The sequence below is a fragment of the Oceanobacillus bengalensis genome (assembly GCF_003628445.1).
GTDB classification, from domain to species: domain Bacteria; phylum Bacillota; class Bacilli; order Bacillales; family Amphibacillaceae; genus Oceanobacillus; species Oceanobacillus bengalensis.
The window spans coordinates 1-22,576 of sequence record NZ_RBZO01000016.1 but is presented as its reverse complement, the minus strand read 5'-3'; the positions used below and the strand labels follow the sequence as shown (position 1 = coordinate 22,576).

At 36.5% G+C, this 22,576-nt stretch carries 21 protein-coding genes; 13 read left to right on the top strand and 8 right to left on the bottom strand.

Features of this window, described 5'->3' with window-relative positions; genetic code table 11:
- Positions 1-56: 56 nt before the first annotated feature.
- From D8M05_RS11135 to D8M05_RS11110, 6 genes are all read left to right on the top strand, one after another.
- Positions 57-1,676, top strand: coding sequence for a prenyltransferase/squalene oxidase repeat-containing protein (locus tag D8M05_RS11135; RefSeq protein ID WP_183072776.1), 1,620 nt, complete (start codon positions 57-59; stop codon positions 1,674-1,676).
- Between the two features lie 20 nt (positions 1,677-1,696).
- Positions 1,697-2,638, top strand: coding sequence for a DUF4430 domain-containing protein (locus D8M05_RS11130; protein WP_121131784.1), 942 nt, complete (start codon positions 1,697-1,699; stop codon positions 2,636-2,638).
- 95 nt (positions 2,639-2,733) lie between these two features.
- Positions 2,734-3,612, top strand: coding sequence for an energy-coupling factor transporter transmembrane component T (locus D8M05_RS11125; RefSeq protein ID WP_183072775.1), 879 nt, complete (start codon positions 2,734-2,736; stop codon positions 3,610-3,612).
- Positions 3,594-5,279 (top strand): ABC transporter ATP-binding protein, encoded by a 1,686-nt coding sequence (locus D8M05_RS11120; RefSeq protein ID WP_121131780.1) that lies wholly within the window; start codon positions 3,594-3,596, stop codon positions 5,277-5,279. Before D8M05_RS11125 ends, D8M05_RS11120 begins: the two co-directional genes overlap by 19 nt.
- Entirely contained in the window at positions 5,252-5,941 is a 690-nt protein-coding gene (locus D8M05_RS11115; RefSeq protein WP_121131778.1) for an ECF transporter S component, read from the top strand. The genes D8M05_RS11120 and D8M05_RS11115 overlap by 28 nt, the downstream gene beginning before the upstream one ends.
- Positions 5,942-6,261: 320 nt before the next feature.
- Positions 6,262-7,776 carry a BCCT family transporter gene (locus D8M05_RS11110; RefSeq protein WP_121131776.1) on the top strand — a complete coding sequence of 505 codons (1,515 nt, stop codon included), beginning with the start codon at positions 6,262-6,264 and terminating at the stop codon, positions 7,774-7,776.
- A 67-nt stretch (positions 7,777-7,843) separates the two neighbouring features.
- On the opposite strand, the gene D8M05_RS11105 is transcribed toward D8M05_RS11110, so the two are convergent.
- Entirely contained in the window at positions 7,844-8,416 is a 573-nt protein-coding gene (locus D8M05_RS11105) for a YitT family protein (protein WP_121131774.1), read from the bottom strand.
- A gap of 266 nt (positions 8,417-8,682) precedes the next feature.
- Between D8M05_RS11105 and D8M05_RS11100 the strand changes: the two genes are divergently transcribed.
- Together D8M05_RS11100 and D8M05_RS11095 are read left to right on the top strand one after the other, a co-directional pair.
- Complete coding sequence (locus tag D8M05_RS11100) at positions 8,683-9,969, top strand: hemolysin family protein (protein WP_245985307.1); 1,287 nt, start codon at positions 8,683-8,685, stop codon at positions 9,967-9,969.
- A gap of 208 nt (positions 9,970-10,177) precedes the next feature.
- Complete coding sequence (locus tag D8M05_RS11095) at positions 10,178-10,936, top strand: AAA family ATPase (protein WP_121131772.1); 759 nt, start codon at positions 10,178-10,180, stop codon at positions 10,934-10,936.
- 313 nt (positions 10,937-11,249) lie between these two features.
- On the opposite strand, the gene D8M05_RS11090 is transcribed toward D8M05_RS11095, so the two are convergent.
- From D8M05_RS11090 to D8M05_RS11060, 7 genes are all read right to left on the bottom strand, one after another.
- Positions 11,250-11,657, bottom strand: a complete 408-nt coding sequence (locus tag D8M05_RS11090) for an SH3 domain-containing protein (protein ID WP_183072774.1) — start codon at positions 11,655-11,657, stop codon at positions 11,250-11,252.
- Positions 11,658-11,736: 79 nt separating this feature from the next.
- Entirely contained in the window at positions 11,737-12,075 is a 339-nt protein-coding gene (crcB, locus tag D8M05_RS11085; RefSeq protein WP_121131769.1) for a fluoride efflux transporter CrcB, read from the bottom strand.
- On the bottom strand, positions 12,072-12,461 hold the full coding sequence (gene crcB / locus D8M05_RS11080; RefSeq protein WP_121131767.1) for a fluoride efflux transporter CrcB: 390 nt from the start codon (positions 12,459-12,461) through the stop codon (positions 12,072-12,074). The genes crcB (D8M05_RS11085) and crcB (D8M05_RS11080) overlap by 4 nt, the downstream gene beginning before the upstream one ends.
- Before the next feature lie 2 nt (positions 12,462-12,463).
- Positions 12,464-12,871 carry a Fur family transcriptional regulator gene (locus D8M05_RS11075; protein WP_121131765.1) on the bottom strand — a complete coding sequence of 136 codons (408 nt, stop codon included), beginning with the start codon at positions 12,869-12,871 and terminating at the stop codon, positions 12,464-12,466.
- A gap of 21 nt (positions 12,872-12,892) precedes the next feature.
- Positions 12,893-13,720: a metal ABC transporter permease gene (locus tag D8M05_RS11070; protein WP_121131763.1), complete on the bottom strand. Its 828-nt coding sequence runs from the start codon at positions 13,718-13,720 to the stop codon at positions 12,893-12,895.
- Positions 13,721-13,734: 14 nt separating this feature from the next.
- On the bottom strand, positions 13,735-14,490 hold the full coding sequence (locus tag D8M05_RS11065) for a metal ABC transporter ATP-binding protein (RefSeq protein WP_121131761.1): 756 nt from the start codon (positions 14,488-14,490) through the stop codon (positions 13,735-13,737).
- Positions 14,491-14,507: 17 nt separating this feature from the next.
- Positions 14,508-15,491, bottom strand: a complete 984-nt coding sequence (locus D8M05_RS11060) for a metal ABC transporter solute-binding protein, Zn/Mn family (protein WP_121131759.1) — start codon at positions 15,489-15,491, stop codon at positions 14,508-14,510.
- Positions 15,492-15,721: 230 nt separating this feature from the next.
- Between D8M05_RS11060 and D8M05_RS11055 the strand changes: the two genes are divergently transcribed.
- The 5 genes from D8M05_RS11055 (at position 15,722) to D8M05_RS11035 (ending at position 22,484) form a co-directional block, all read left to right on the top strand.
- Positions 15,722-16,537: a ZIP family metal transporter gene (locus D8M05_RS11055; RefSeq protein WP_121131757.1), complete on the top strand. Its 816-nt coding sequence runs from the start codon at positions 15,722-15,724 to the stop codon at positions 16,535-16,537.
- A 226-nt stretch (positions 16,538-16,763) separates the two neighbouring features.
- Complete coding sequence (locus tag D8M05_RS11050) at positions 16,764-19,151, top strand: 3-hydroxyacyl-CoA dehydrogenase/enoyl-CoA hydratase family protein (RefSeq protein WP_121131755.1); 2,388 nt, start codon at positions 16,764-16,766, stop codon at positions 19,149-19,151.
- A 16-nt stretch (positions 19,152-19,167) separates the two neighbouring features.
- Positions 19,168-20,343 (top strand): acetyl-CoA C-acetyltransferase, encoded by a 1,176-nt coding sequence (locus tag D8M05_RS11045; protein WP_121131753.1) that lies wholly within the window; start codon positions 19,168-19,170, stop codon positions 20,341-20,343.
- A gap of 39 nt (positions 20,344-20,382) precedes the next feature.
- Entirely contained in the window at positions 20,383-22,167 is a 1,785-nt protein-coding gene (locus D8M05_RS11040; protein ID WP_121131751.1) for an acyl-CoA dehydrogenase family protein, read from the top strand.
- An 86-nt stretch (positions 22,168-22,253) separates the two neighbouring features.
- Complete coding sequence (locus tag D8M05_RS11035; protein ID WP_121131749.1) at positions 22,254-22,484, top strand: hypothetical protein; 231 nt, start codon at positions 22,254-22,256, stop codon at positions 22,482-22,484.
- Positions 22,485-22,576: the final 92 nt, after the last annotated feature.

The window sequence follows — 22,576 nt, the reverse complement described above, 5'->3', positions numbered from 1 at the left end:
CATATACATCTCTATTTAAGAGATGTATTTTTTTGGAGAAAATGAGGAGGGAAAGTATGAGGAAAGCAATTTTTCAACAGTTTGCAGTTATTTTGTCAATGCTTGTAGTTCTTAGTAATCTATCATTCTTACATCCACAAGTTAGTTATGCGGAAGAGTCTGAAAATTACATCGGGCAAGTTACATCTGCTATTGAGAATGTAAGTGCATACATTATCGAAAATGGCGTTAATGGTGAGTGGGAAGCAATTGGTTTAGCACAGGCTGGGAAGGAAGTTCCAGAAGATTATCTTGATGTATTCCATCAGAATGTTCAAGATCAGGTTATTGATGCATTAGAGAACGGCCGCATTAAAATAACAGATACCGAGCGGCTTGCAATGGCGGCGGTCGCTCTAAAACTAGACCCACGGGATATTAATGGTGTGAATTTAATAGAGATGATTTATAACAGTCCTGATCGCCGTGGTGGTTATGACACCATGACTTTCCAAGGTAATAATGGTCCAATTTTTGCGTTAATTGCATTAGATACTAAAATGTATGATGTACCTAGTGATGCAAGATGGAATCGCCAAGGGTTAATCGATGAATTGTTACGTACACAAAATGATAATGGAAGCTGGGCACTGAATGAAGCATTTGGAACACCAAGTGTTGATATAACAGGGATGGCTTTGATTGCGTTGAGTCCTTATCGGGATCAGCCAAAGGTTCGTGAAGCATTAGATAAAACAGTAGAATGGCTTTCAAGTGTACAAACAGAAGAAGGTGGATTCGATGGGGGTTCATTTGTTGGGGGTATTACAAGTGAAGCTGCTTCACAAGTAATAATTGGATTGTCCGCCTATGGTATTGATGCGGCTGGGGAGCAGTTTACTAAAAATGGAAATAGTCTAATAGATCATTTACTAGAATTTCAAAATGCTGATGGTGGATTTAAACATACAATGGACTATGATTTTTCGAATGGAATGGCTACTGAGCAGGCGCTGCAAGCACTTGTTGCCTATGACTTTTTCCTAAAGGGTAAAGGTAATGTGTACCAATTTGGTTCAGAACAAAGTGAAGAAAATCCAGACGAAGTTGAAACACCAGGAAATGGAGAAGAAAATCCAGACGAAGGTGAAACACCAGGAAATGGAGAAGAGAATCCAGACGAGGGTGAAACACCAGGAAATGGAGAAGAGAATCCAGACGAGGGTGAAACACCAGGAAATGGTGAAGAGAATCCAGATGAAGTTGAAACACCAGGAAATGGAGAAGAGAATCCAGATGAAGTTGAAACACCAGGAAACGGTGGAGAGAATCCAGATGAAGTTGAAACACCAGGAAATGGTGAAGAGAATCCAGATGAAGTTGAAACACCAGGAAACGGTGGAGAGAATCCAGATGAAGTTGAAATACCAGGAAATGGTGAAGAGAACCTAGATGAAAAAGAAATAAATCAAGATGGAACTGTTGCGAATAATGATAAGAACCAAAGTTCTCTAGAAAAGAATAAGCATAACAAAATAGATAATGGTATGGAAACGTCAATGCAAACAGAAAATGGAGGTCAACTCCCGGATACATCAACCAACACATTTAATTATATATTTATCGGTTTAATGGCGGTGTTATTAGGTGGATTTCTTTGGCTCTTTCGCAAAAAGATTAATATGAAAGACATTTAAATAAAGGGGTGTATGGTTGTATGCCAGTTTGGATGAAACGTCTTTTATTTATATGTTCTATTCTTTTCATTTTTATCGTATCGGCTTGTGGTTCATCATTAGAAAAGCCTTTATCAAAAGAGGATTCTGATAAGGTTGAAGAAAGTAGCTCTGATGAAAGTTATTTGATTGAAGATACAGAAACTGCTGACACGAATCAATTGAATGAGGTTGAAGAAGAACCGGAAAAGCAAGCTGATAAAACCGAAGAGGAGAAAAGAACAGAAGAAAAAATAAGTGGTGACAATAATGGACAGGTTGATAAACAATTAGTCTCTTCAGAAAGTACAAAAAACGTTTCTAAAGAAAGTAAACAAAAAGAAGATTCTACAGGCGATTCTAAATCAACAAATGTTACAAAGGAAACACAATCCAAAAAAGAGAAAAAGAATAAGCCTGAAGAAGCGGAAGAGAGTATAAGAAAGGATAGCTCGAATAGCTCGGGAAAAGAGAATACACCAAAGGAAACCACAAATAGTTCAAGAGAAAATGAAGAGAATAAACCAAACGATACAACAATAAATCCGGGAGATAAGAAAGAAACACCTGAGGATACAAAGGATACAATCGTTTATTCAATTGTTATATCAACAGAAACGAATGAGATTCCTCTACCACCAACAGAAATAGAAATCGAGGAAGGCGATACGGTTTTGGATGCTTTAATTGAAATTACGAGGGAAAAGAAAATTCAAATGGATTATCGTGGTGGTCAAGGTGCAACAGCTTATATAGAGGGTATTGCAAATGTTTATGAGTTTGATCGTGGACAGGGAAGTGGTTGGATGTATCGCGTAAATGGAATCTTTCCAGATCGTGGTGCTGGGGTTGTACCATTACTAGCGGGAGACCGCGTGGAATGGCTTTATACAACTGATTTAGGTGCTGACTTAGGTGCCGATTTACAACCCTTCCGGAGATAAAATATTAACATTAAAAGAATCCGGCCTGTATGTTTGTTATGTACATCAGGTCGGTTTTTTTAAGGCAAGTCTTATATAAAGGTGGTGTTGGTCAAATGGAAAATGGTTACCGTAGCTACCACCCCTATGTTCAATTTTTGTATTATCTGTGTGTTAGCATTTTAGCGATGTATTTTAATCATCCACTGTTTTTAATCATCGCATGTATTTTAATGGTTTTTGTTAATATTTCACATGATGGTGGTAGGGCGTTAAGGAAATGGGGACTAGTTTTAATCGTAATGAGTATGATTATTATTGTTTTAAATCCTTTCTTAGTTTCGCGGGGGACAAATATTTTATTTTACTTTCGAGATAAGCAAGTAACCCTTGAGGCTACGATATACGGAATAACGATGTCATTGTCTTTAGTAATCGTCCTTATTATGTTCGTATCTTTCAATCTCGTATTAAACGGAAATAGGTTTTTATTCATTTTCTCAAAAGTTCTTCCTCGTACTGCTTTTTTAATTATGTTAGCGATTCGTTTCGTCCCTCTTCTGAATAGAAGGTTAGAAGAAATCGGTATGGTTCATCGAATTAGAGGGATGAGTATGACGGAAGGGAGTATCCGTGAACGAGCGAAAATAGGGATGTTAAGAATTCAGCTCCTGTTAACATTGTCATTAGAAGAAGCAATTCAAACGGCTGATTCGATGAAAGCAAGAGGATATGGAATTGGGAAGAAAAGTTCCTATATTCCATACAAAATGGAAAAACGTGACTGGGGTTGGCTTCTGACATTGGTATTACTTTTCCTTATTTGTATTGTAGGTGGTTCTTTAGGATACGGTAAAATTCAAATTTATCCAGAGTTAGGAACCCTTCATTTCTTTTTGCTTGATTGGATTTTATTTGTATGTATGATTAGTATATTTTCGTTTCCATTAATTGCTGAAGGGAGAGAAAAACTCAGATGGATATATTTAAAATAAATGATCTTTCATTTCGATATCCCGACATGGAAAATAAAGTTCTTGACCATGTAACCATTCATATTCCAGAAGGAGAATTTGTTGTAGTATGTGGACCGAGTGGTTGTGGGAAAACTACTTTACTTCGCCTATTAAAAACGGAATTAGCTCCAGTTGGTGAATCTACTGGGGAAATCTATTATTTCAACAAATTATTAAATAGTTGGGATAATCGTAAATTAATAGAAGAAATAGGATTTGTTTTTCAAGATCCTGAAAATCAGATAGTGATGGATGAAGTTATGCAGGAAATTGTTTTTAGCTTAGAAAATCTTGGATATTCACATTTTGAAATGCGTAAACGTGTTGCAGAATTGGTACATTCTTTTGGTATGGAACATTTATTGGAGTATAAACCATCAGAGCTTTCTGGTGGGCAGAAGCAATTGTTAAATTTACTATCGATTCTTTTATTGAAACCAAAGGTACTATTACTTGATGAGCCTACCTCACAGTTAGATCCTGTTGCTGCAAAAGATTTAATTATCATGCTTGAGCGATTGAATAAGGAGATGGGAATAACGATTGTATTGGTTGAACATCGTCTTGAAGAGCTTTTTGCGATAGCAGATCGCGTACTCATGATGGATGAAGGGAAAATCGTACATGCAGGAGATAGTAAAGAGGTAATATATAAGCTTTATAAAAATAATGATGAACAGTTTATTCCTTATGTACCAGCAGTTTCTCGTCTCTATCTGGAAATAGAGCAATTTCATAAGATTGAAAATATACCCTTAACGGTAAAGGAGAGCAAGGAATGGATGAATGAGTTGCCATCTGATGTAGAGAATAGTGGCCAATCAGTGCAGGATTCTTTCAGTATTACTCATCATGATACCATTCTTTCTGTTAAAAATACTTATTTTCAATATGATAAGGATTTACCAATGATATTAAAAAATCTTTCGTTACAAATTAAACAAGGTGATTATTTTGCTATTATTGGTGGAAATGGATCGGGTAAAACAACTTTGCTCAAGGCATGTCTAGGGATGATTAAACCGCAACGGGGATCAGCTAGGTATTTAGGAAAGGATATCACAAAGCTTAAGGGAAAGGAATTGTATAAGAAGTTTGCCTATCTCCCACAAAATCCACGGATATACTTTATTCAGGACACGATGGTGAAAGAAATGCAGGAAGTAATAAATCAACACAAAATTGAAAATGGATCAGCTAAGATAGAGGAAATGTTAGATCTATTCGGTATAGCACATTTGCGGAATCGCCATCCCTATGATTGTTCAGGGGGAGAACTACAAAAAGCAGCACTTGCTTGCATGCTTCTTAGTAAACCTGAAATCTTGTTTATCGATGAACCAACAAAAGGACTTGATCCAATTTCAAAACAGCATTTCGGAAAGATTATTAAAGAGTTACATAAAACAGGTATGACAATTGTAATGGTTACGCATGATATTGAATTTGCAGCCATTAATGCTCATCGATGTGCGATTATGTTTGATGGAGCGATTACAGTTGATGGTACTCCAAAAGAATTATTTAAAGGAAACTATTTTTATACCACCGCAATTAATCGTGCAACTCGAATGAGTAATTTGCCAGAGGTGTTAACATTAGAGGAGGCACTAGAAATATGGCCAGATCACGTACTTACCTATTGATTGTATCCGTTATAATATTTATCTTATTAATTACTGCTTTTGTCTTCTTTCAATACAATGCTTATTTATTAATGAGTTTGGTTATCATCGCATGTATTATGATACCCTTTTTTGCTCGATTCGAATTAAAGAAAATCAAAGGTAGGGAAGTTGTTATATTGGCAATTTTAGCGGCTATTGCAGCAATCGGACGTGTTCCATTTGCTGGCTTGCCAAGTGTACAACCAACATCATTTGTCATTATCGTTACAGGTCTTGTGTTTGGTTCGGAATCGGGATTTATTGTAGGAGCAGTTGCTGCAATTGTTTCCAATATCTTTCTTGGACAAGGCCCTTGGACTCCATGGCAAATGTTTGCATGGGGAATGATGGGGATGAGTGCAGGCCTGCTTCGGAATATTTGGTTTATGAGGAAAGTTTGGGGGCAATGTATATTTGGGTTTATCTGGGGTTATTTATTTGGGTGGTTAATGAATTTGTGGATTGTAACGAGCAATATTGAAAATTTCACATGGGAATTTTTCGTTAGTATTTACGTTTCAAGCATTTACCACGACCTTGCCCATGCACTCTCAAATGTCTTCTTCCTTGTTGTTTTTAGTGTAAGTTGGGTGAAAATAATGAATCATTTTAAGAGGAAGTATGGATTGTTAGAAGGATAATAAGTAAATTATAAACATTGGTTTTGCTAACTTCACATTTCTAGACTGATACTTCATGTCTTAAATAATAGAATAACTCATTCTTAACTTAGGATGGGTTATTAAAATTTCTGAAGATGGGCTACTATGGGTATTTAGTAATCTTCATTATGTAAAAGGTTTGCATTATTTTCCAATGATTAATGCAAATTGAATGGATGAAAATTAAATTGATTGTGTTTCTAAAAAAGGAGTTTAGCTTATTCATTATAGGGGAATATAATAAATGCAAATTTTTTACATATTAAAAGAAAAACAACAACAAATTAGAAGGAGACTACATGAAGAAGAAAGCCTATCATAACCCAGTGTTTTTTGTATCAACAATTATTGTAGGACTATTAGTTATTATTGGGGCAGTATTTCCAGAAGGGTTCGGAAAAGTGGCTCAAGCATTATTTGACTTTACAACAATCAATTTCGGTTGGTTTTATTTGTTAGCGGTTTTTGTATTTATTATGGTTTTACTCGGATTAGCAATTGGTAAATTCGGTAAGCTTAGACTTGGACCATCAAATTCTAGACCTGAATATTCGTTTTTCACTTGGATTGGCATGCTATTTTCCACAGGATTTGGGTCAGGACTTGTATTCTGGGGTGTTGCGGAGCCAATGAGTCACTTTTTTGAAACGCCTTTTCCAGGTCTTGATGCACAGACACCAGAAGCTGCAAGAGTGGCAATGGGCTATGCTTTCTTTAACTGGGGAATAAGTCAATGGTCCGTTTTTGCGATAGTCGGTTTAGTTATTGCATATATTCAATTCAGAAAAGATGGAAAAGGATTAATATCCACTGCAATTGAGCCTGTTGTTGGGAAAAATAGGGGAATAGCAAATACAATTGATTCCTTTGCCGTAATTGCCACTGTAATGGGTGTTGCCACTTCTTTAGGACTGGGAATTATGCAAATGAATGGTGGATTAACATCGATATTTAATATTCCAAACACAATTTGGGTACAAATAATCATTGCAGGAGTAATGCTAATTACATATCTATCATCATCTGTTACCGGTTTAAACAAGGGGATGAAATGGTTAAGTAATATAAATTTAAGCTTATGTCTTCTATTATTGTTATTTGTATTTTTTGCAGGACCAACTGTATTCATTTTAGAAAGCTTTGTATTAGGAATCGGTGATTATTTAACAAACTTTGTTCAATATAGTTTACGAATGACACCATATGGAGGTGGAGAATGGGTTCATCAATGGACAATTTTCTACTGGGCATGGGCTATTTCATGGTCACCATTTGTAGGAGCCTTCATCGCGCGTGTGTCAAGAGGTAGAACAATCAGAGAATTTATCTTCGGGGTTTTAGTTGTACCACCAGCAATTGCATGTTTATGGATTGCAGTTTTTGGAGGAACATCATTGTTCAGTGATTTAAATAATGGGACGCAAATTGCAGAAGCTGTGAATGGAGATATAGCGGTAGCGTTATTTGAGACATTTGGTACGTTACCACTCTCAACAATTACATCATTACTGGCTATTCTTTTGATATTTACCTTTTTGGTAACTTCGGCGGATTCAGCAACATATATTCTTGGTAGCATGACATCAAAAGGGAGTATCAATCCAGCTATGATTACGAAAATTATCTGGGGAGTACTAATCACTGCTATTTCGGTTGTATTGTTACTTGCAGGTGGACTTGAAGCATTGCAAACAGCTGCATTGATTTCGGCATTACCATTTGCGGTTATACTATTAGTGATGGTTGCAGCTATTCTAAAGCTTTTAAAGAAGGATGTAAAATCGAAAGAAAAAGTAGATAAAGAAAATAAGTAAGCAGGTGAAAGTTAATTCTTTTACCTGCTTTTTCTCTATCCGAATCAAACTTTTTTCAATATAGCTACTAGGTAAATTTTCTAATAATCCCTGACGTAGTTAAGCCAACGATGATTACCATAATTGCAGAGTAAAGGAAATTTACTTCTGTAATGGCAAACCAGCCAACAATTAAAACAAAGCAATCGATTAGAAATATGATGATTCCAGCGTTTATAGAAGTTACTTTGGACAACATCAATGCCAATAAATCAGATGCACCAGTGCTAATATCGTTAAGAAGCATAATGCCTACACCACTTCCAATGCATATTCCACCTGCTATGACAGAAAAGAGTATCGAGCCTCCATCAATATTCCATGAAGTGAGTGGGTGAAGTAAATCAATTAATAAGGACGATACAAATAGTCCATGCAGTCCATTGTAAAAGTACTCCCGAAAATAAAAAAAGGAAAAAATATATAATGGAAGACTAATAATGATAATTGTAAACCCAGCTTTGACTCCAAATAAGTATTTCGCAATCAACCCAATTCCAAGAATGCCACCATCCAATAGGTGATGTGGAATAACAAATAAATTTACCCCAAGGGCGACGAATAAACTTCCAACAATAATTGCCAATGCTTTCTTAATCATATGATCCCACCTTGTCCATCAATCCCTAATAGTTATTTTATGAAGAGGAATTAAATGTAGACTGAATATATATGATGTAATATAATAAGAGTAGGAAAGTGGGTGATTCAGGTGGGAATGTGAAATTAAATAGCGTGTTAAGACATAATGCTTGCAACGATTTTACACCATGGGTTGGATTGCCACGGGTGAATGCAACAGAGGTTACAGAGTTTATAAAAAAACGGAGGTGAAATCCTTGTATCTCGTAGATGCAAGGATACTAATTGGACATTGTTAACCTGGTTATGGTTGCTATATTGATATTGCTTACTGCATTCTTTGTAGCAACCGAATTTTCTATTGTAAAAGTGCGTACTACTCGGATTGATCAATTAATTAGTGAAGGAAATAAAAGGGCGGTACATGCAAAGAAATTAACTGATAACTTAGATGCCTATTTGTCTGCTTGTCAGTTAGGTATTACTGTAACGGCTTTAGGGATTGGTTGGTTAGGTGAATCCACAGTCGCACGTTTATTGCATCCTGTGTTTGATGCGTTACATTTAAGTGATACATTTACATCGGTTCTTTCGTTTATTATTGCATTCTCTTTCATCACATTTTTACACGTTGTGGTAGGAGAACTAGCACCAAAAACGATTGCTATACAACAAGCTGAACTAGTTACCTTATATTTAGCAAAACCACTTATTTTGTTCTATAAGATTTTATATCCATTTATTTGGTTATTAAATGGGTCGGCACAGATCCTCGTAAAATTATTAGGTTTCAAACCGATGAATGAACATGAAGGGGCACACTCTGAGGAAGAAGTTCGTATGATTCTTTCAGATAGCTATAAAAGTGGTGAGATTAACTTATCTGAGATGATGTATGTAAATAACATCTTTGAATTTGATGAGCGATTAGTAAAAGAAATCATGATACCACGTACGGAAATGGTTTGTTTTTATAAGGAAGATAGTTTCATAGAAAATATTGATATTATTCGCAAAGAACAGTATACGAGGTATCCTGTTGCAGATGGTGAAAAAGACAATATTATTGGGCTTGTTAACCTGAAGGAAATTCTTACAGCACAATTGGACGGTGATAAGCCTGCAACGTTTGAGCAATTTATTCGTCCAATTATACATGTATCTGAAGCAACACCAATTAAGCAGGTATTGTTAAAGATGCAACGTGACCGAATTCATATGGCTATTGTTAATGATGAATACGGTGGAACTGCTGGTTTATTAACGGTTGAAGATATTTTAGAGGAAATTGTCGGCGATATTCGAGATGAATTTGATAATGATGAAATTCCGATGATTGAAGAAGTAAATGAAAAAACAAAAGTAGTTTCTGGGAAACTGCATATTGATGAATTAAATGACATTCTTGGTACGACACTATCAGATGATGAAATTGACACTGTCGGTGGATGGGTATTCTCAAAAAATGTTGAAGCAAAAGTAGGTTCAGCAGTCGATCATGGTGGTTATCAATTTATAATTGATGAGATGGATGGTTACCAGATAAAAAGAGTCAAGATCATAAGAAGCTAGAATAATAGAAAGAGACAACTCATGTGGGCTGTCTCTTTTAATTTAGCTTGAGAATAAAGGGTACGTTGTGAAACTAAATTTGGATTTTATTTTTTGTGATGATTTTTCAAGGGTTATTGTTTTTTTCTTCGTATTGATATTTAATGAATAAAGAAATAAAAGGTAATAGACAATAAAAAGTTAAGTTATTAACTAGGATGTGATTCTGATGCAACTAAACGATAATACGCAATATATAAAAAGCGTTCGATTGAAGAAAGGGTTGATTCCGTCATTTAGTTCTTTTCCTTTTAATCTACCAGTTATAGAAAATTTTCAAGATATCGTGTTTCATCCAAATGTAACGTATATTGTTGGAGAAAATGGAATGGGAAAATCAACATTGTTAGAGGGGATAGCAATTGCTTTGGGGTTTAACCCAGAAGGTGGTACATTGAATTTCCGTTTCTCGAATTACGATTCGCATTCGAATTTAGACGAATTTCTTCTAGTGGCGAAAAGTGTCTATAAACCAACGGACAGTTTTTTCTTTCGTGCAGAGACATTTTACAATCTTGCTACGAATATTGAGGAGTTGGATAGTCAGCCTTCATATGGTTCAAAGATTATCGATTCGTTTGGAGGGAAGTCTTTACATAAGCAATCACATGGAGAGTCATTTTTCTCAGCATTTATAGAAAAGTTCAGGGGAAATGGGCTATATATCTTGGACGAGCCAGAGGCAGCCTTATCTCCGTTAAGACAAATGTCGTTGTTAGCGAGAATTAATGAGCTTGTACAAGAAGGATCACAATTCATTATTTCCACACATTCGCCGATTGTTATGGCATATCCTGAAGGGAAAATAATCGAATTAACAGAACATGGAATGTATGATACAACATTGGAGAAAACGGGGCATTATCAAGTAATGAAGCAGTTTTTTCAAGATAAAGAACGCCTGTTACACCACCTTTTCCAAGAATGAGGCTGGGATAAAAGTAATCTATTATAGCAAAATCCGAACGATGCTCTAAAATCTTCCAATACAACTTACTTTGGATTTGATATGAAATTCGGAATTATTCAGAATAGTGTAGCTCTCGCTCACACATTATTAATGTAATGTGTGGGCGAGAGCTTTGTTAGAATACTTTGCTTTCCGCGGGCACGGCCTCGGGCCAACAGGATGTTGGTCACAAAGGCGTTGACACAAATATTTTCGGTGGGACGAGTAAAATCTTTCACTTAGTCCACAAATTATATCAATTATGAATTAACATTTAGTTATGTCCCAGTTTCTACTTATCTTTTTCTAGGTATTTACTATTAACATACCCAGTAAAGTCTTCCGTTGTAATTTTAACCCAACCATCAGGATTGTTCATTTCTTCAACTTCTACTTCTTGATCTAGGGTTACAACACCAACAATATCTGTCTCTGTTCCTGGACCTTCACGAACATTTAATAGTTCTGCAGCAACATATTGGATTGAAATTGTTTCCTTCTCATCTTCATGAGGTTTTTGTTTCTCTTCCACTTTCACTTCAACGACATTCTCTTCTTTCGCATTTGTCGGTTCAACTGTAGATTCTGCTGTAGCGAAATCTGGATTCATGAAGTTATGTTGCATAATGATAACAAAAGAGATTAATGATGTTACTAGAATAGTCAAGATTATAATGATAATACGTTTACGGTTATTCATCTTAATTTCTCCTCGGGTATTCATATCTATAGGTTATTATACACGAAAATTGTAGGAAATTGGAGAGTTATGTAGACTTTTACAATAATATCATCGCAACAATAATGAAGGAGATCATAATCGTACTACTAATATATATAATCGCAGATCTGTACTTTTTATCTATCATTAATTGAAGTGATTCATTTCCAAATGTAGAGAAGGTCGTATAAGAACCACAGAACCCGATTCCTAGTAATATCCAAAGGGATTCGGAAAGTATACCATCCATGTGAAGTTTAGCAACAAAAGCTAATAAAAATGACCCTGTTATATTTGCAATCCAGGTACCAATCAAACGCTTATTTGTTTTTATAGAAATGTAATAGCGGAGTGTACTACCAAGAAATCCGCCTAACGCAACGAGTAGAAAGTTCATGACGCACCTTGCATCTTTATTTTAGTTGAAAGCATGAAACCCATAAAACAGAAAGCTAGTCCACCTATCATACTAATTCCAGTGTAGAGAAGTGCAAATAGTACATTTTCATTCCACAATTCAATCGTCTCAACAGCAAATGTAGAGAACGTTGTAAAAGCACCAATTAATCCTGTAGTCAATCCAGTAAATACATCATCCCTGAGTTTACTTCGAATGGATGAGTGGTTTAAGAGGAAGCTTAGAAGAAAGCAGCCAATAAAATTAGTAATAAGCGTTGCATAAGGAAATACATAATCTCCTGCAAGTATCATAGAAATTGCATAACGCAGGAGTGCACCAATCATCCCACCAATGCCTACTGCTATATATATTCTTGTATCCATAGCTACTGACAGGTGGGGCATAAGCCATAAATTTCAAATTTATGACCATCAATTTCATAGTTAGCTAGCGAGCGGGTTACTTCATCCATTGGACACACTTCAATTTCCTTTGTCTTTCCACATTTGTTGCAAATAAAATGATGGTGATGATGATGGGTACAATTCATTCTGAAATGCTTTTCACCGTTTAATTCAGTGGTTTCAAGTATCCCAACTTCATTATATAGATGAAGGTTACGATAAATCGTATCAAAACTTACGGCATCATCCTTTTTCTCCAAGAACTTAATTAAGTCTTTTGCAGTTCGATAACCGTCAGAATCTGCAAAATAGTTTAAGATATCTTTTCTTTTACCTGTAGCTTTATACCCGTTTTCTTTTAAAAGATCAATCGCTTCATTTATATTCATTTTATTTCCCCCACTTTCTAATTACGCCTTTCTAAACCGTTTCATTCCAATTGAAATCAGCAGAATAAAAATAGAGACAACGACAATGGTGCCACCTGGTGGTATGTTCAAGTAGTATCCAGAAATGATTCCGATAATCACCGATAGCTCCCCAAATAAAATAGATAAAAACATCATCTTTTTAAATCCTTTTGCTAATCGCATAGCAGCTGCAACTGGTAATGTCATTAGAGCGGACACCAATAATACCCCAACAATTCGAATCGATGCAGCAATTACAAGCGCAGTTAATACGATAAATAATAGATGGATTGCTTTTGAATGAATTCCAGAGATCGTTGCATGCTCTTCGTCAAAAGATAATGTAAAAAGTTCCTTGTAAAATAATGTTACGATAAGGATAACAAAGATAGAAATACCTAGTATTAAAAAGAAATCTCCTTGGCTTACTGCTGAAACCGATCCAAATAAATAATTAAATAAGTCGGTATTAAAGCCGTCAGCAATTGCAATAAAAATTACACTTAAGCCCACTCCACCCGATAAGATAATTGGAATCGCAATCTCTTGGTACCCCTTATAAACACTTCTTAGTTTTTCAATTAAGATGGATCCACCCACGGAGAATAGCATCCCACTATATAATGGCGTAAAAGTAATTAAAAAGACTTTTTCGATCATTAAACCAAAGGCTATCCCTGCTAGTGTTACATGAGAAAGTGCATCAGCAATTAGGGATAACCTCCTAACTACGATAAAGGTCCCAAGGAGTGGGGCAATGATACCGATAAGTAATCCGGTTAGTAATGTATATCTCAGGAAATCATATTGAAAAAAATCAGCTAGCATCACGTAGCCTCCAATCAATGGTTATGCACGACAATGTTAACAGGGTGCCCATAAAATCTAGAAAAATCTTCTTCATTTAAAGAAGAGAAATCTGCAGGTCTCCCGTGGAAATGTAACGTTTTATTCAAGCATACAATATCCGTTGCATGCTCTGTCATCGTTCCTGTGTCGTGTGTAACTAGTAATAATGTAATATTGTTATTTTCGTGCAATTGTTTTAGTAGCTCATAAAATCGTTTCACGTTTTCAACGTCGACTCCAACTGTAGGCTCGTCTAGAATGAGAAGCCGTGGGTCATTTACTAATGCACGGGCAATGAAAACGCGTTGTTGTTGGCCACCAGATAGGTTTCCGATGTTTTCATATGCATATTCAAGCATACCTACTTGTTCAATTGCATGTAATATCTTTTCTTTATGTTTTTTATTAAAAAATTTAAAATAACCAATTTTTGCTGTTAAACCAGTAGAAACAACTTCAAACACTGTTGCTGGGAATCCTTTGTTAAATGAATTTGCCTTTTGTGAAACGAAGCCGATTTTGTTTCTGTCTTTGAACTTTTCAATTGGTTCATTAAGTAGTTTTATTGATCCTTCATTAGGCTTTAATTGTCCAAGGATAAGTTTAATTAGTGTCGTTTTCCCGCCTCCATTTGGTCCGACTAATCCCATGAAGGCACCTTTTGGAATTTCGAAATTAACAGAATCTAGTACTATCTTTTGTTCGTATGCGTAACTTACATTTTCCATTGAAACGACTACTTCTTTCATCATAGCACCTCCGTTTTCTATTCTGTTGCTTTATCGAGTACTTCTATGTTTTTCTTCATTAATGATAGATAGTCTTCGTTATTAGTAATATCTTCATCGGTGAGTACAGATAAATTATGAATCGTTAGACTTTCTGCTCCGATTTCAGATTGAATGATTTCTGAGACACGGTTCGAGCTATTTTGTTCAAAAATAATATATTCTAGCTCAAGTTCTTCTGCTTGGTCAATAATATCTACTAATTCTTTTTGTGAAGGTTCACTACTTGAAGAAAGACCATTAATAGCAATTTGTTTCAAACCATAACGTTCTTCCCAATACCCAAATCCCGCGTGTGAAACAATAATTTCTTTGTTTGCTTTTGGTTGTAAGGTTTGTATGAATTGTTCATCAAGTGTAAGTAAATCAGCTTTCAGTTCTTCAAAGTTTTCATTATACACTGCTTCTTCACTAGGATTTAATGTTATTAATTCTTCTTTAATAATATTGGCCATTTCAATCATTCGTAACGGATCAATCCATATATGTGGGTCATGATCCCCATGGTTATGTCCATCATGTTCTACTTCTTCATTTTCATGGTCATGGTTATGGTCATGGTCATGGTGCTCTTCTTGATGGTCATCGGATTCCTCTACATGGAATAATTCCTCATGCACACCGATTTCTATTAAAGATATATCTTGTTTTTCCAATGCATCTGCAGCAGTTTCTGCAAATGCCTCCATACCAGCACCTAAGTAAATAAATGCATCACTCTTAGCGATGTCTGTCATGTCCTTTGAAGTAGGTTCATAGGAATGTGCATCTACACCTGGAGGGTATACCGTTTCTACATGTATTGACTCCCCACCAATACGCTCAACTGCAAATTGAATTGGATATATAGACGTATAGATATTTAATTTGCTATCATTATCTTTTGTGGTTTCTTCTGCAGTACATCCAGTTGCTAACAGGACGATAAGTAGTAGAATAATAGTTTTACAATATGTTTTCATAAACGTTCATCCTCTTGTTTCTTAGTTAATTATACTGAAACATCATATCGTAATCATTACGATTTGTAAATAGGAATCATTACGATTTGTTATATTTTTTTGCTGTATTATAAAAGATTGAAATATCAAATTCAGAACAAACTAATAGCATAATCATTGATCGCATTGTGTGCAAAGTTAAAAACTTTATATAAAGAGATACTTTAAATGCAAAAAGGAGTTTTATAAGTATGTTTGATTTTTTCCTAGCGCTTGATCCATTGTACCAAACAATCCTTGCAACGTTATATACTTGGGGTATGACGGCACTTGGAGCTGCACTTGTATTTACTTCAAAAAACGTTAATCAAAAGTTAATGGACTCCATGCTTGGATTTGCAGGAGGCGTGATGATAGCGGCAAGCTTTTGGTCATTATTAGCACCTGCACTTGAAATGGCAGAAGGGGGGAGCACTCCTGCATGGATACCCGCTGCTGTTGGATTTATGTTGGGTGGGACCTTCCTATGGAGTGTTGATAAAGTAATTCCACATCTCCACCCAAATGCACCAATAGATGCAGCAGAAGGATATCAACCGAAAAAGAAAAAGCGTAGTACACTACTCGTATTAGCAATCACATTACACAATATTCCAGAAGGATTGGCTGTTGGTGTTGCGTTCGGTGCAGTAGCTAGCGGCTCATCTCAAGCAACGATTTCAGGTGCTGTTGCATTAGCTATAGGAATGGGGATTCAAAACTTCCCAGAGGGACTAGCTGTTTCGATGCCACTTCGCAGAGAGGGTATGTCTAGAAGAAAAAGTTTTAAGTATGGACAACTTTCTGGAATGGTTGAACCTATTTCAGCTGTGATTGGGCTTTTAGCAGTTTCTTATATTGAACCCCTTCTGCCATATGCATTAAGCTTTGCGGCTGGGGCAATGATATTTGTTGTCGCTGAAGAAGTAATTCCAGGCAGTCAAGAAGAGGGAAATGTAGATTTAGCTTCTATGAGTTTAATGATTGGTTTTACAATTATGATGATCCTCGATGTTGCGCTCGGATAAGCATTTAAATATAAGGAAGTTTATTGGGTTACGCCAGTAATATATAAATTCATATTATTGGCGTACGATTCGTTTCTTGTGGTTAAAAAAATACAAAAACTTCAACCAAACCCATTGCGAAAAATCTGAATTTAATTTATAGTATAAATAGATGGGATAAATCCTTCTTTTTTTTATAACAATAAATGAATGAGTATTCATTCAATAGATGATGAGGGGGACAATAATGGTTTATCAAGTAAAGAAGGCTGCGGTGCTTGGGACAGGTGTTATGGGTTCGGCTATAGCAGCACATTTGGCAAATATTGGGATTAACGTACTTATGCTGGACATCACACCAAAGCAATTAACAAAAGAAGAAGAGAAAAAAGGGCTAACATTGGATCACCCAATGGTGAGAAATCGGATAGCACAGGCAAGTAAAAAAGCGTTGTTAAAGCAAAAGCCATCTCCAATCACAACAAAGAAAAGCCTTGATTTAATTAAAGTTGGGAATATGGATGATGACATGGAAAAGTTGTCAGATGTAGATTGGATTATTGAGGTTGTTGTTGAGAATTTGGAAATTAAGAAAAAAGTATTTGAAAACATAGATAAGCATCGTAAGGCTGGATCAATTGTCAGTTCGAATACATCAGGAATATCTGTTAATGATATGGTGGAAAATTGCTCAGATGATTTGAAGAAACATTTCCTTGGAACACACTTCTTTAATCCGCCAAGATATCTGAAATTATTAGAAATCATCCCTACAAAATATACGGATGAGGCTGTACTTTCCTTTATGAAAACATTTGGGGAAAATGTGCTTGGGAAAGGTGTAGTTGAAGCGAAAGATACACCTAATTTTATCGCTAACCGAATTGGGACATATGGATTACTCGTAACGGTTCGTGAAATGTTAAAAGGTGGTTACAGTGTTGGTGAAGTTGATTCTGTAACTGGGCCAATGATTGGTAGACCGAAGAGTGCAACGTTCCGTACCTTGGATGTAGTAGGAATAGACACATTTATCCATGTTGCAAAAAACGTGTATGACCAAGTAGATGGAGAAGAAAAAACAGTATTTGACGTTCCAGAATTCATCAATAGAATGAATGAAAATGGATGGATTGGTGCAAAGGCTAAACAAGGATTTTTCGTAAAGAAGGACAGAGAAATCTATGAAATTAATCCAGAAACACTAGAATATGTAGAACGTAAGAAATTAAAAACAGCTGCAACAGAAATCGTGAAACAACAAAAAGGTACACGTAATAAATTGAAAGCGCTTGTAAGTGCGAAAGGTGACCGTGCTGGGGATCTTGTGTGGTCAGTACTCAAACCAGTGTTACTCTATTCTGCGGAACTGTTAGGTAAGATTGCTGATGATATTGTATCTATTGACCAGGCAATGAAATGGGGATTTGGCTGGGAGCTAGGACCATTTGAATCATGGGATGCGATTGGTCTGAGAGCATCAATTTCCAGAATGCAGGAAGAAGGAGAGACAGTACCAAAATGGATTCTAAATCTACTAGAAGACGGTTATGAATCTTTTTATAACAAGGAAGCTGGAGATATATCCTATTATGATCAAGGAGACTATAAAGCCCAGCAGTTTAACGAAAATGAAATCAATTTAAAGCTACTAAAAGAAAAAAATGGAATCATTAAAAAGAATACAGGTGCAAGTTTAATCGATATTGGTGATGGGGTTGCGCTACTTGAATTTCATTCGAAAAGCAATGCACTAGGTCTTGATACCATTCAAATGGTTCAGTTTGCAATCGAAGAAGTAGAAAATAATTATGAAGGCCTTGTAATTGGGAATCAGGGGAAGAACTTCTCGGTTGGAGCAAATATTGCATTGATGTTAATGGAAGCGCAAGATGAGAATTTTGATGAGCTAGATTTAGTTATCCGTCAGTTTCAAAATATGGCAATGAAAATTAAATATGCAGAGAAGCCAGTTGTGTCAGCCCCTTTTAATATGACAGTTGGTGGTGGGGCAGAAGTATCTTTACCGGCTGCGGCAATCCAAGCATCTGCTGAAACGTATATCGGACTTGTTGAAGTTGGTGTTGGACTCATCCCAGGTGGAGGGGGAACAAAAGAACTGTATTTAAAACAACTTCGTAACATGCCAAAGGGAATTAAGTTTGATCTTTCTAAAGTGGCAAATGATGTTTTTGAAAAAATTGCGACAGCAAAAGTCTCCACATCCGCAGCTGAGGCAGTTGAAAATGGTTTCTTAGGACATGGTGACAGTATTAGTGTTAACCCAGACCACTTAATATCTGATGCAAAAGCAAAAGTACTCGCTTTACGTAAAGCAGGATATAGGAAACCAATACATGAGAAAATTCCTGTTGTAGGGGAAGCAGGGTATGCAGCAATGCTGATGGGGGCGAAATCACTTCAATACGGCGGCTATGCATCGGAACATGATATTAAAATTGCTGAAAAATTAGCCTATGTGTTATCTGGTGGAAGAATAAGAGAAGGTTCCGTCATCGATGAACAGATCATGCTTGATTTAGAACGGGAAGCATTTTTAAGTTTAATTGGAGAACCTTTAACACAAGCAAGAATGCAGCACATGTTACTGAAAGGGAAAGCCTTACGTAATTAAAAAGGGGGAGAAAGATATGAAAGAAGCAGTTATTGTTGCAGGTGCAAGAACCCCTGTAGGAAAAGCATTTAAAGGTTCTTTAGCAAATACGAGGCCAGATGATTTTGCTGCTTTAACAATAAAGGAAACATTGAAACGTGCTGGTGGATATGACGGGAATATTGATGATGTCATTATTGGTTGTGCGATGCCTGAAGCAGAGCAAGGAGCGAATGTTGCCAGGAATATCGCTGGACTTGCTGGATTAAGTCATGATGTACCAGGTGTTACTGTAAATCGCTTTTGTTCGTCCGGATTACAATCTATTGCTTACGGGGCAGAACGAATTATGTTAGGTGCAAGTGACACGATCATTGCTGGTGGAACAGAGTCAATGAGCTTAATTCCAATGGGAGGCCATGTTGTTAAGCCTAACGTCAAGTTAGTTGAAGAAGCACCAGGCTATTATATGAGCATGGGTCATACTGCAGAAGAAGTTGCAAAGCGTTTCTCCATCTCACGTTCTGACCAAGATCAATTTGCGGTAAGAAGTCATGAAAATGCAGCAAAGGCGATCGCTGAAGGGAAATTTAATGATGAAGTAGTACCAGTAGAAGTAGCGGAGCGTGTAGTAGGGCGAAATAACAAAATAGAAGAAACCGCATTTACTTTCGAGATGGATGAAGGTGTTAGACCTGGTACAACAACTGATATCCTTGGGAAATTACGTCCAGCATTTAAAGTAAATGGAACCGTAACTGCAGGGAATTCTTCACAAATGAGTGATGGAGCTGCTTCCGTCCTATTAATGGACAGGGAAAAAGCAGAATCAGAAGGACTTACTCCGATATTAAAATTCCGTTCATTCGCTGTCGCTGGTGTGGAGCCTGAAATAATGGGTGTTGGTCCTGTAGCGGCTATCCCGAAAGCATTGAAAATAGCAGGTTTAGAGCTCTCAGATATTGGGTTGTTTGAATTAAATGAAGCCTTTGCAGCACAGGCAGTTCGTGTAGTGCAAGCGCTAGATATAGATATTAATAAAGTGAATGTTAATGGAGGAGCAATTGCACTTGGTCATCCACTTGGTTGTACAGGGACGAAATTAACGTTATCCCTCATGCATGAAATGAAACGTAGAAACACTCAATTTGGTGTTGTTACAATGTGCATCGGCGGTGGAATGGGAGCGGCAGGAGTATTCGAACTTTTATAAGCTAGTAATCTAATAAACTAAAATGAAAGGATGATTATAATGAGCGAAACAAAGGAAAAATTATTTAAAGGTGGGGCATTTTTAACAGAAGACCTAACAGCGGAGGATATTATTACACCTGAGGATTTTACAGATGAACAGATTATGATAGCTAAGACAACCGAGGAATTTATTGAAAAAGAAGTACGTCCAAATTTAGAAGCATTAGAAAATCAAAACTTTGATATTTCGGTAGATTTATTGAAAAAAGCAGGTGAATTAGGGCTGTTAGGTGCAGATGTGCCAGAAGAGTACGGTGGATTGGGATTAGATAAAACAAGTTCAGCCCTAATTACAGAGCAATTTTCACGTGCTGGAGGATTCTCAATTACACATGGTGCGCATGTTGGAATTGGTTCACTTCCAATTGTGTTCTTTGGAAATGAGGAACAAAAACAGAAATATTTACCAAAGCTTGCTACTGGTGAGTTAATTGCAGCATATGCCCTAACGGAGGCTACATCTGGATCTGATGCGTTAGGTGCCAAAACAACTGCGGTCTTAAATGAAGCAGGTACACACTATATTTTAAATGGAGAAAAGCAATTTATTACAAACTCAGCCTTTGCAGATGTATTTGTTGTTTATGCAAAAATTGATGGTGAGCACTTCTCTACATTTATTGTGGAAAGTGAGTTTCCTGGTGTTACAACCGGTGCAGAAGAAAAGAAAATGGGAATCAAGAGTTCGTCAACAAGAACGTTAATCTTGAATGATGCAGAAGTTCCAGTAGAAAATCTTTTAGGTGAAAAAGGAAAAGGACATAAGATTGCTTTTAATATTCTAAACGTGGGTCGTTATAAATTAGCAATTGGTGGTGTCGGTGGTGCAAAAGCAGCTTTAGAAACTGCTGTGAAATATGTAAATGAACGAAAACAATTTAACACAGCAATCTCAAGCTTCTCACTAACACAGGAGAAACTAGGTACGATGGCTGCGAATATTTATGCAAATGAAAGTGCTGTTTACCGTACTGTAGGACTTTTTGAACAGCGTATGGGCGCACTTACGGAAGAGCAATTAAAAGACGGACGACAAATTGCACAAGCAATTGCTGAATATCAAATTGAATGCTCAATGAACAAATATACTGCAACAGAGGTTCTTGACTTTGTTGTTGATGAAGCCGTTCAGATGCATGGTGGTAATGGTTTTATCCAAGAATATGAAGTAGAAAGAATGTATCGTGATGCTCGTATTAATCGTATTTTTGAGGGGACGAATGAAATAAACCGTTTACTAGTGCCTGGTACTTTGCTTAAAAAAGCGATGAAAGGCGAGCTTCCACTGTTGCAGCAAGCGCAAAGTCTACAAGAGGAATTAGTTATGAAGATGCCTGAGGAAGTTGGTGCAGGTACGTTAGAGCAAGAGAAATATTTACTTAAAAATGCGAAGAAATTAGTATTGTTTGCTGCGGGTATTGCTGTCGGGAAATACATGCAAAAAATTGAGCGTGAACAAGAGCTTCTTGTTAACTTGGCTGATATGGTCGCTGAAGTGTATAACATGGAATCAGCTATTCTTCGTACGGAAAAAGCAATTAATAAGTCTGGAGCAGAAAAGAATCAACAAAAACTTCTCTATACACAAGTGTATATTCAAGAGGCGTTTAACCGTGTAGAAAGTGATGCAAAAGAAACACTTATTGCGATAGAAGAAGGAGATTCTTTACGTATGATGTTATCTTCCCTACGTAAGTTAACACGTCATACACCGATTAATGTTATAGCGAAAAAACGTGAAATTGCTGCAAAAATTATTGAGGAAGAAGAATACGTATTGTAAATCTACAGGTTTGATAAAAGCCTGGAACAATGTGCCCCCCTAAAATGTTAGACGTAAAAATCTAACTTTTAGGGGGATTTTTATGGTTGCATTTTGAAAGGGAATATCCTGAGAAGAGAAGATATATCCCGAGAAGGGAGCATATATCCCGAGAAGGGAGGATATATCCTGAGAAGGGAGGATATATCCCGAGAAGAAAGGAAATATCCCGAGAAGGGAGGATAAATCCCGAGAAGAAAGGAAATATCCCGAGAAGGGAGCATATATCCCGAGAAAAGAGCATAAATCAGTCAAGTCCAAAATCCTGTGTAAATTAAGTTACAATGTTTTTTAAATACAAGGCAGAAGATTCAGTCAGAATTACCAAGCTATAGAAAAACAAGCATCTTTATACAATTTGATATGGAGG

Coding starts and splice junctions, on each gene's coding strand:
- D8M05_RS11135 (WP_183072776.1), top strand. CDS start 57: ATGAGGAAAGCAATTTTTCAACAGTTTGCAGTTATTTTGTCAATGCTT.
- D8M05_RS11130 (WP_121131784.1), top strand. CDS start 1,697: ATGCCAGTTTGGATGAAACGTCTTTTATTTATATGTTCTATTCTTTTC.
- D8M05_RS11125 (WP_183072775.1), top strand. CDS start 2,734: ATGGAAAATGGTTACCGTAGCTACCACCCCTATGTTCAATTTTTGTAT.
- D8M05_RS11120 (WP_121131780.1), top strand. CDS start 3,594: ATGGATATATTTAAAATAAATGATCTTTCATTTCGATATCCCGACATG.
- D8M05_RS11115 (WP_121131778.1), top strand. CDS start 5,252: ATGGCCAGATCACGTACTTACCTATTGATTGTATCCGTTATAATATTT.
- D8M05_RS11110 (WP_121131776.1), top strand. CDS start 6,262: ATGAAGAAGAAAGCCTATCATAACCCAGTGTTTTTTGTATCAACAATT.
- D8M05_RS11105 (WP_121131774.1), bottom strand. CDS start 8,416: ATGATTAAGAAAGCATTGGCAATTATTGTTGGAAGTTTATTCGTCGCC.
- D8M05_RS11095 (WP_121131772.1), top strand. CDS start 10,178: ATGCAACTAAACGATAATACGCAATATATAAAAAGCGTTCGATTGAAG.
- D8M05_RS11090 (WP_183072774.1), bottom strand. CDS start 11,657: ATGAATAACCGTAAACGTATTATCATTATAATCTTGACTATTCTAGTA.
- crcB (WP_121131769.1), bottom strand. CDS start 12,075: ATGAACTTTCTACTCGTTGCGTTAGGCGGATTTCTTGGTAGTACACTC.
- crcB (WP_121131767.1), bottom strand. CDS start 12,461: ATGGATACAAGAATATATATAGCAGTAGGCATTGGTGGGATGATTGGT.
- D8M05_RS11075 (WP_121131765.1), bottom strand. CDS start 12,871: ATGAATATAAATGAAGCGATTGATCTTTTAAAAGAAAACGGGTATAAA.
- D8M05_RS11070 (WP_121131763.1), bottom strand. CDS start 13,720: ATGCTAGCTGATTTTTTTCAATATGATTTCCTGAGATATACATTACTA.
- D8M05_RS11065 (WP_121131761.1), bottom strand. CDS start 14,490: ATGAAAGAAGTAGTCGTTTCAATGGAAAATGTAAGTTACGCATACGAA.
- D8M05_RS11060 (WP_121131759.1), bottom strand. CDS start 15,491: ATGAAAACATATTGTAAAACTATTATTCTACTACTTATCGTCCTGTTA.
- D8M05_RS11055 (WP_121131757.1), top strand. CDS start 15,722: ATGTTTGATTTTTTCCTAGCGCTTGATCCATTGTACCAAACAATCCTT.
- D8M05_RS11050 (WP_121131755.1), top strand. CDS start 16,764: ATGGTTTATCAAGTAAAGAAGGCTGCGGTGCTTGGGACAGGTGTTATG.
- D8M05_RS11045 (WP_121131753.1), top strand. CDS start 19,168: ATGAAAGAAGCAGTTATTGTTGCAGGTGCAAGAACCCCTGTAGGAAAA.
- D8M05_RS11040 (WP_121131751.1), top strand. CDS start 20,383: ATGAGCGAAACAAAGGAAAAATTATTTAAAGGTGGGGCATTTTTAACA.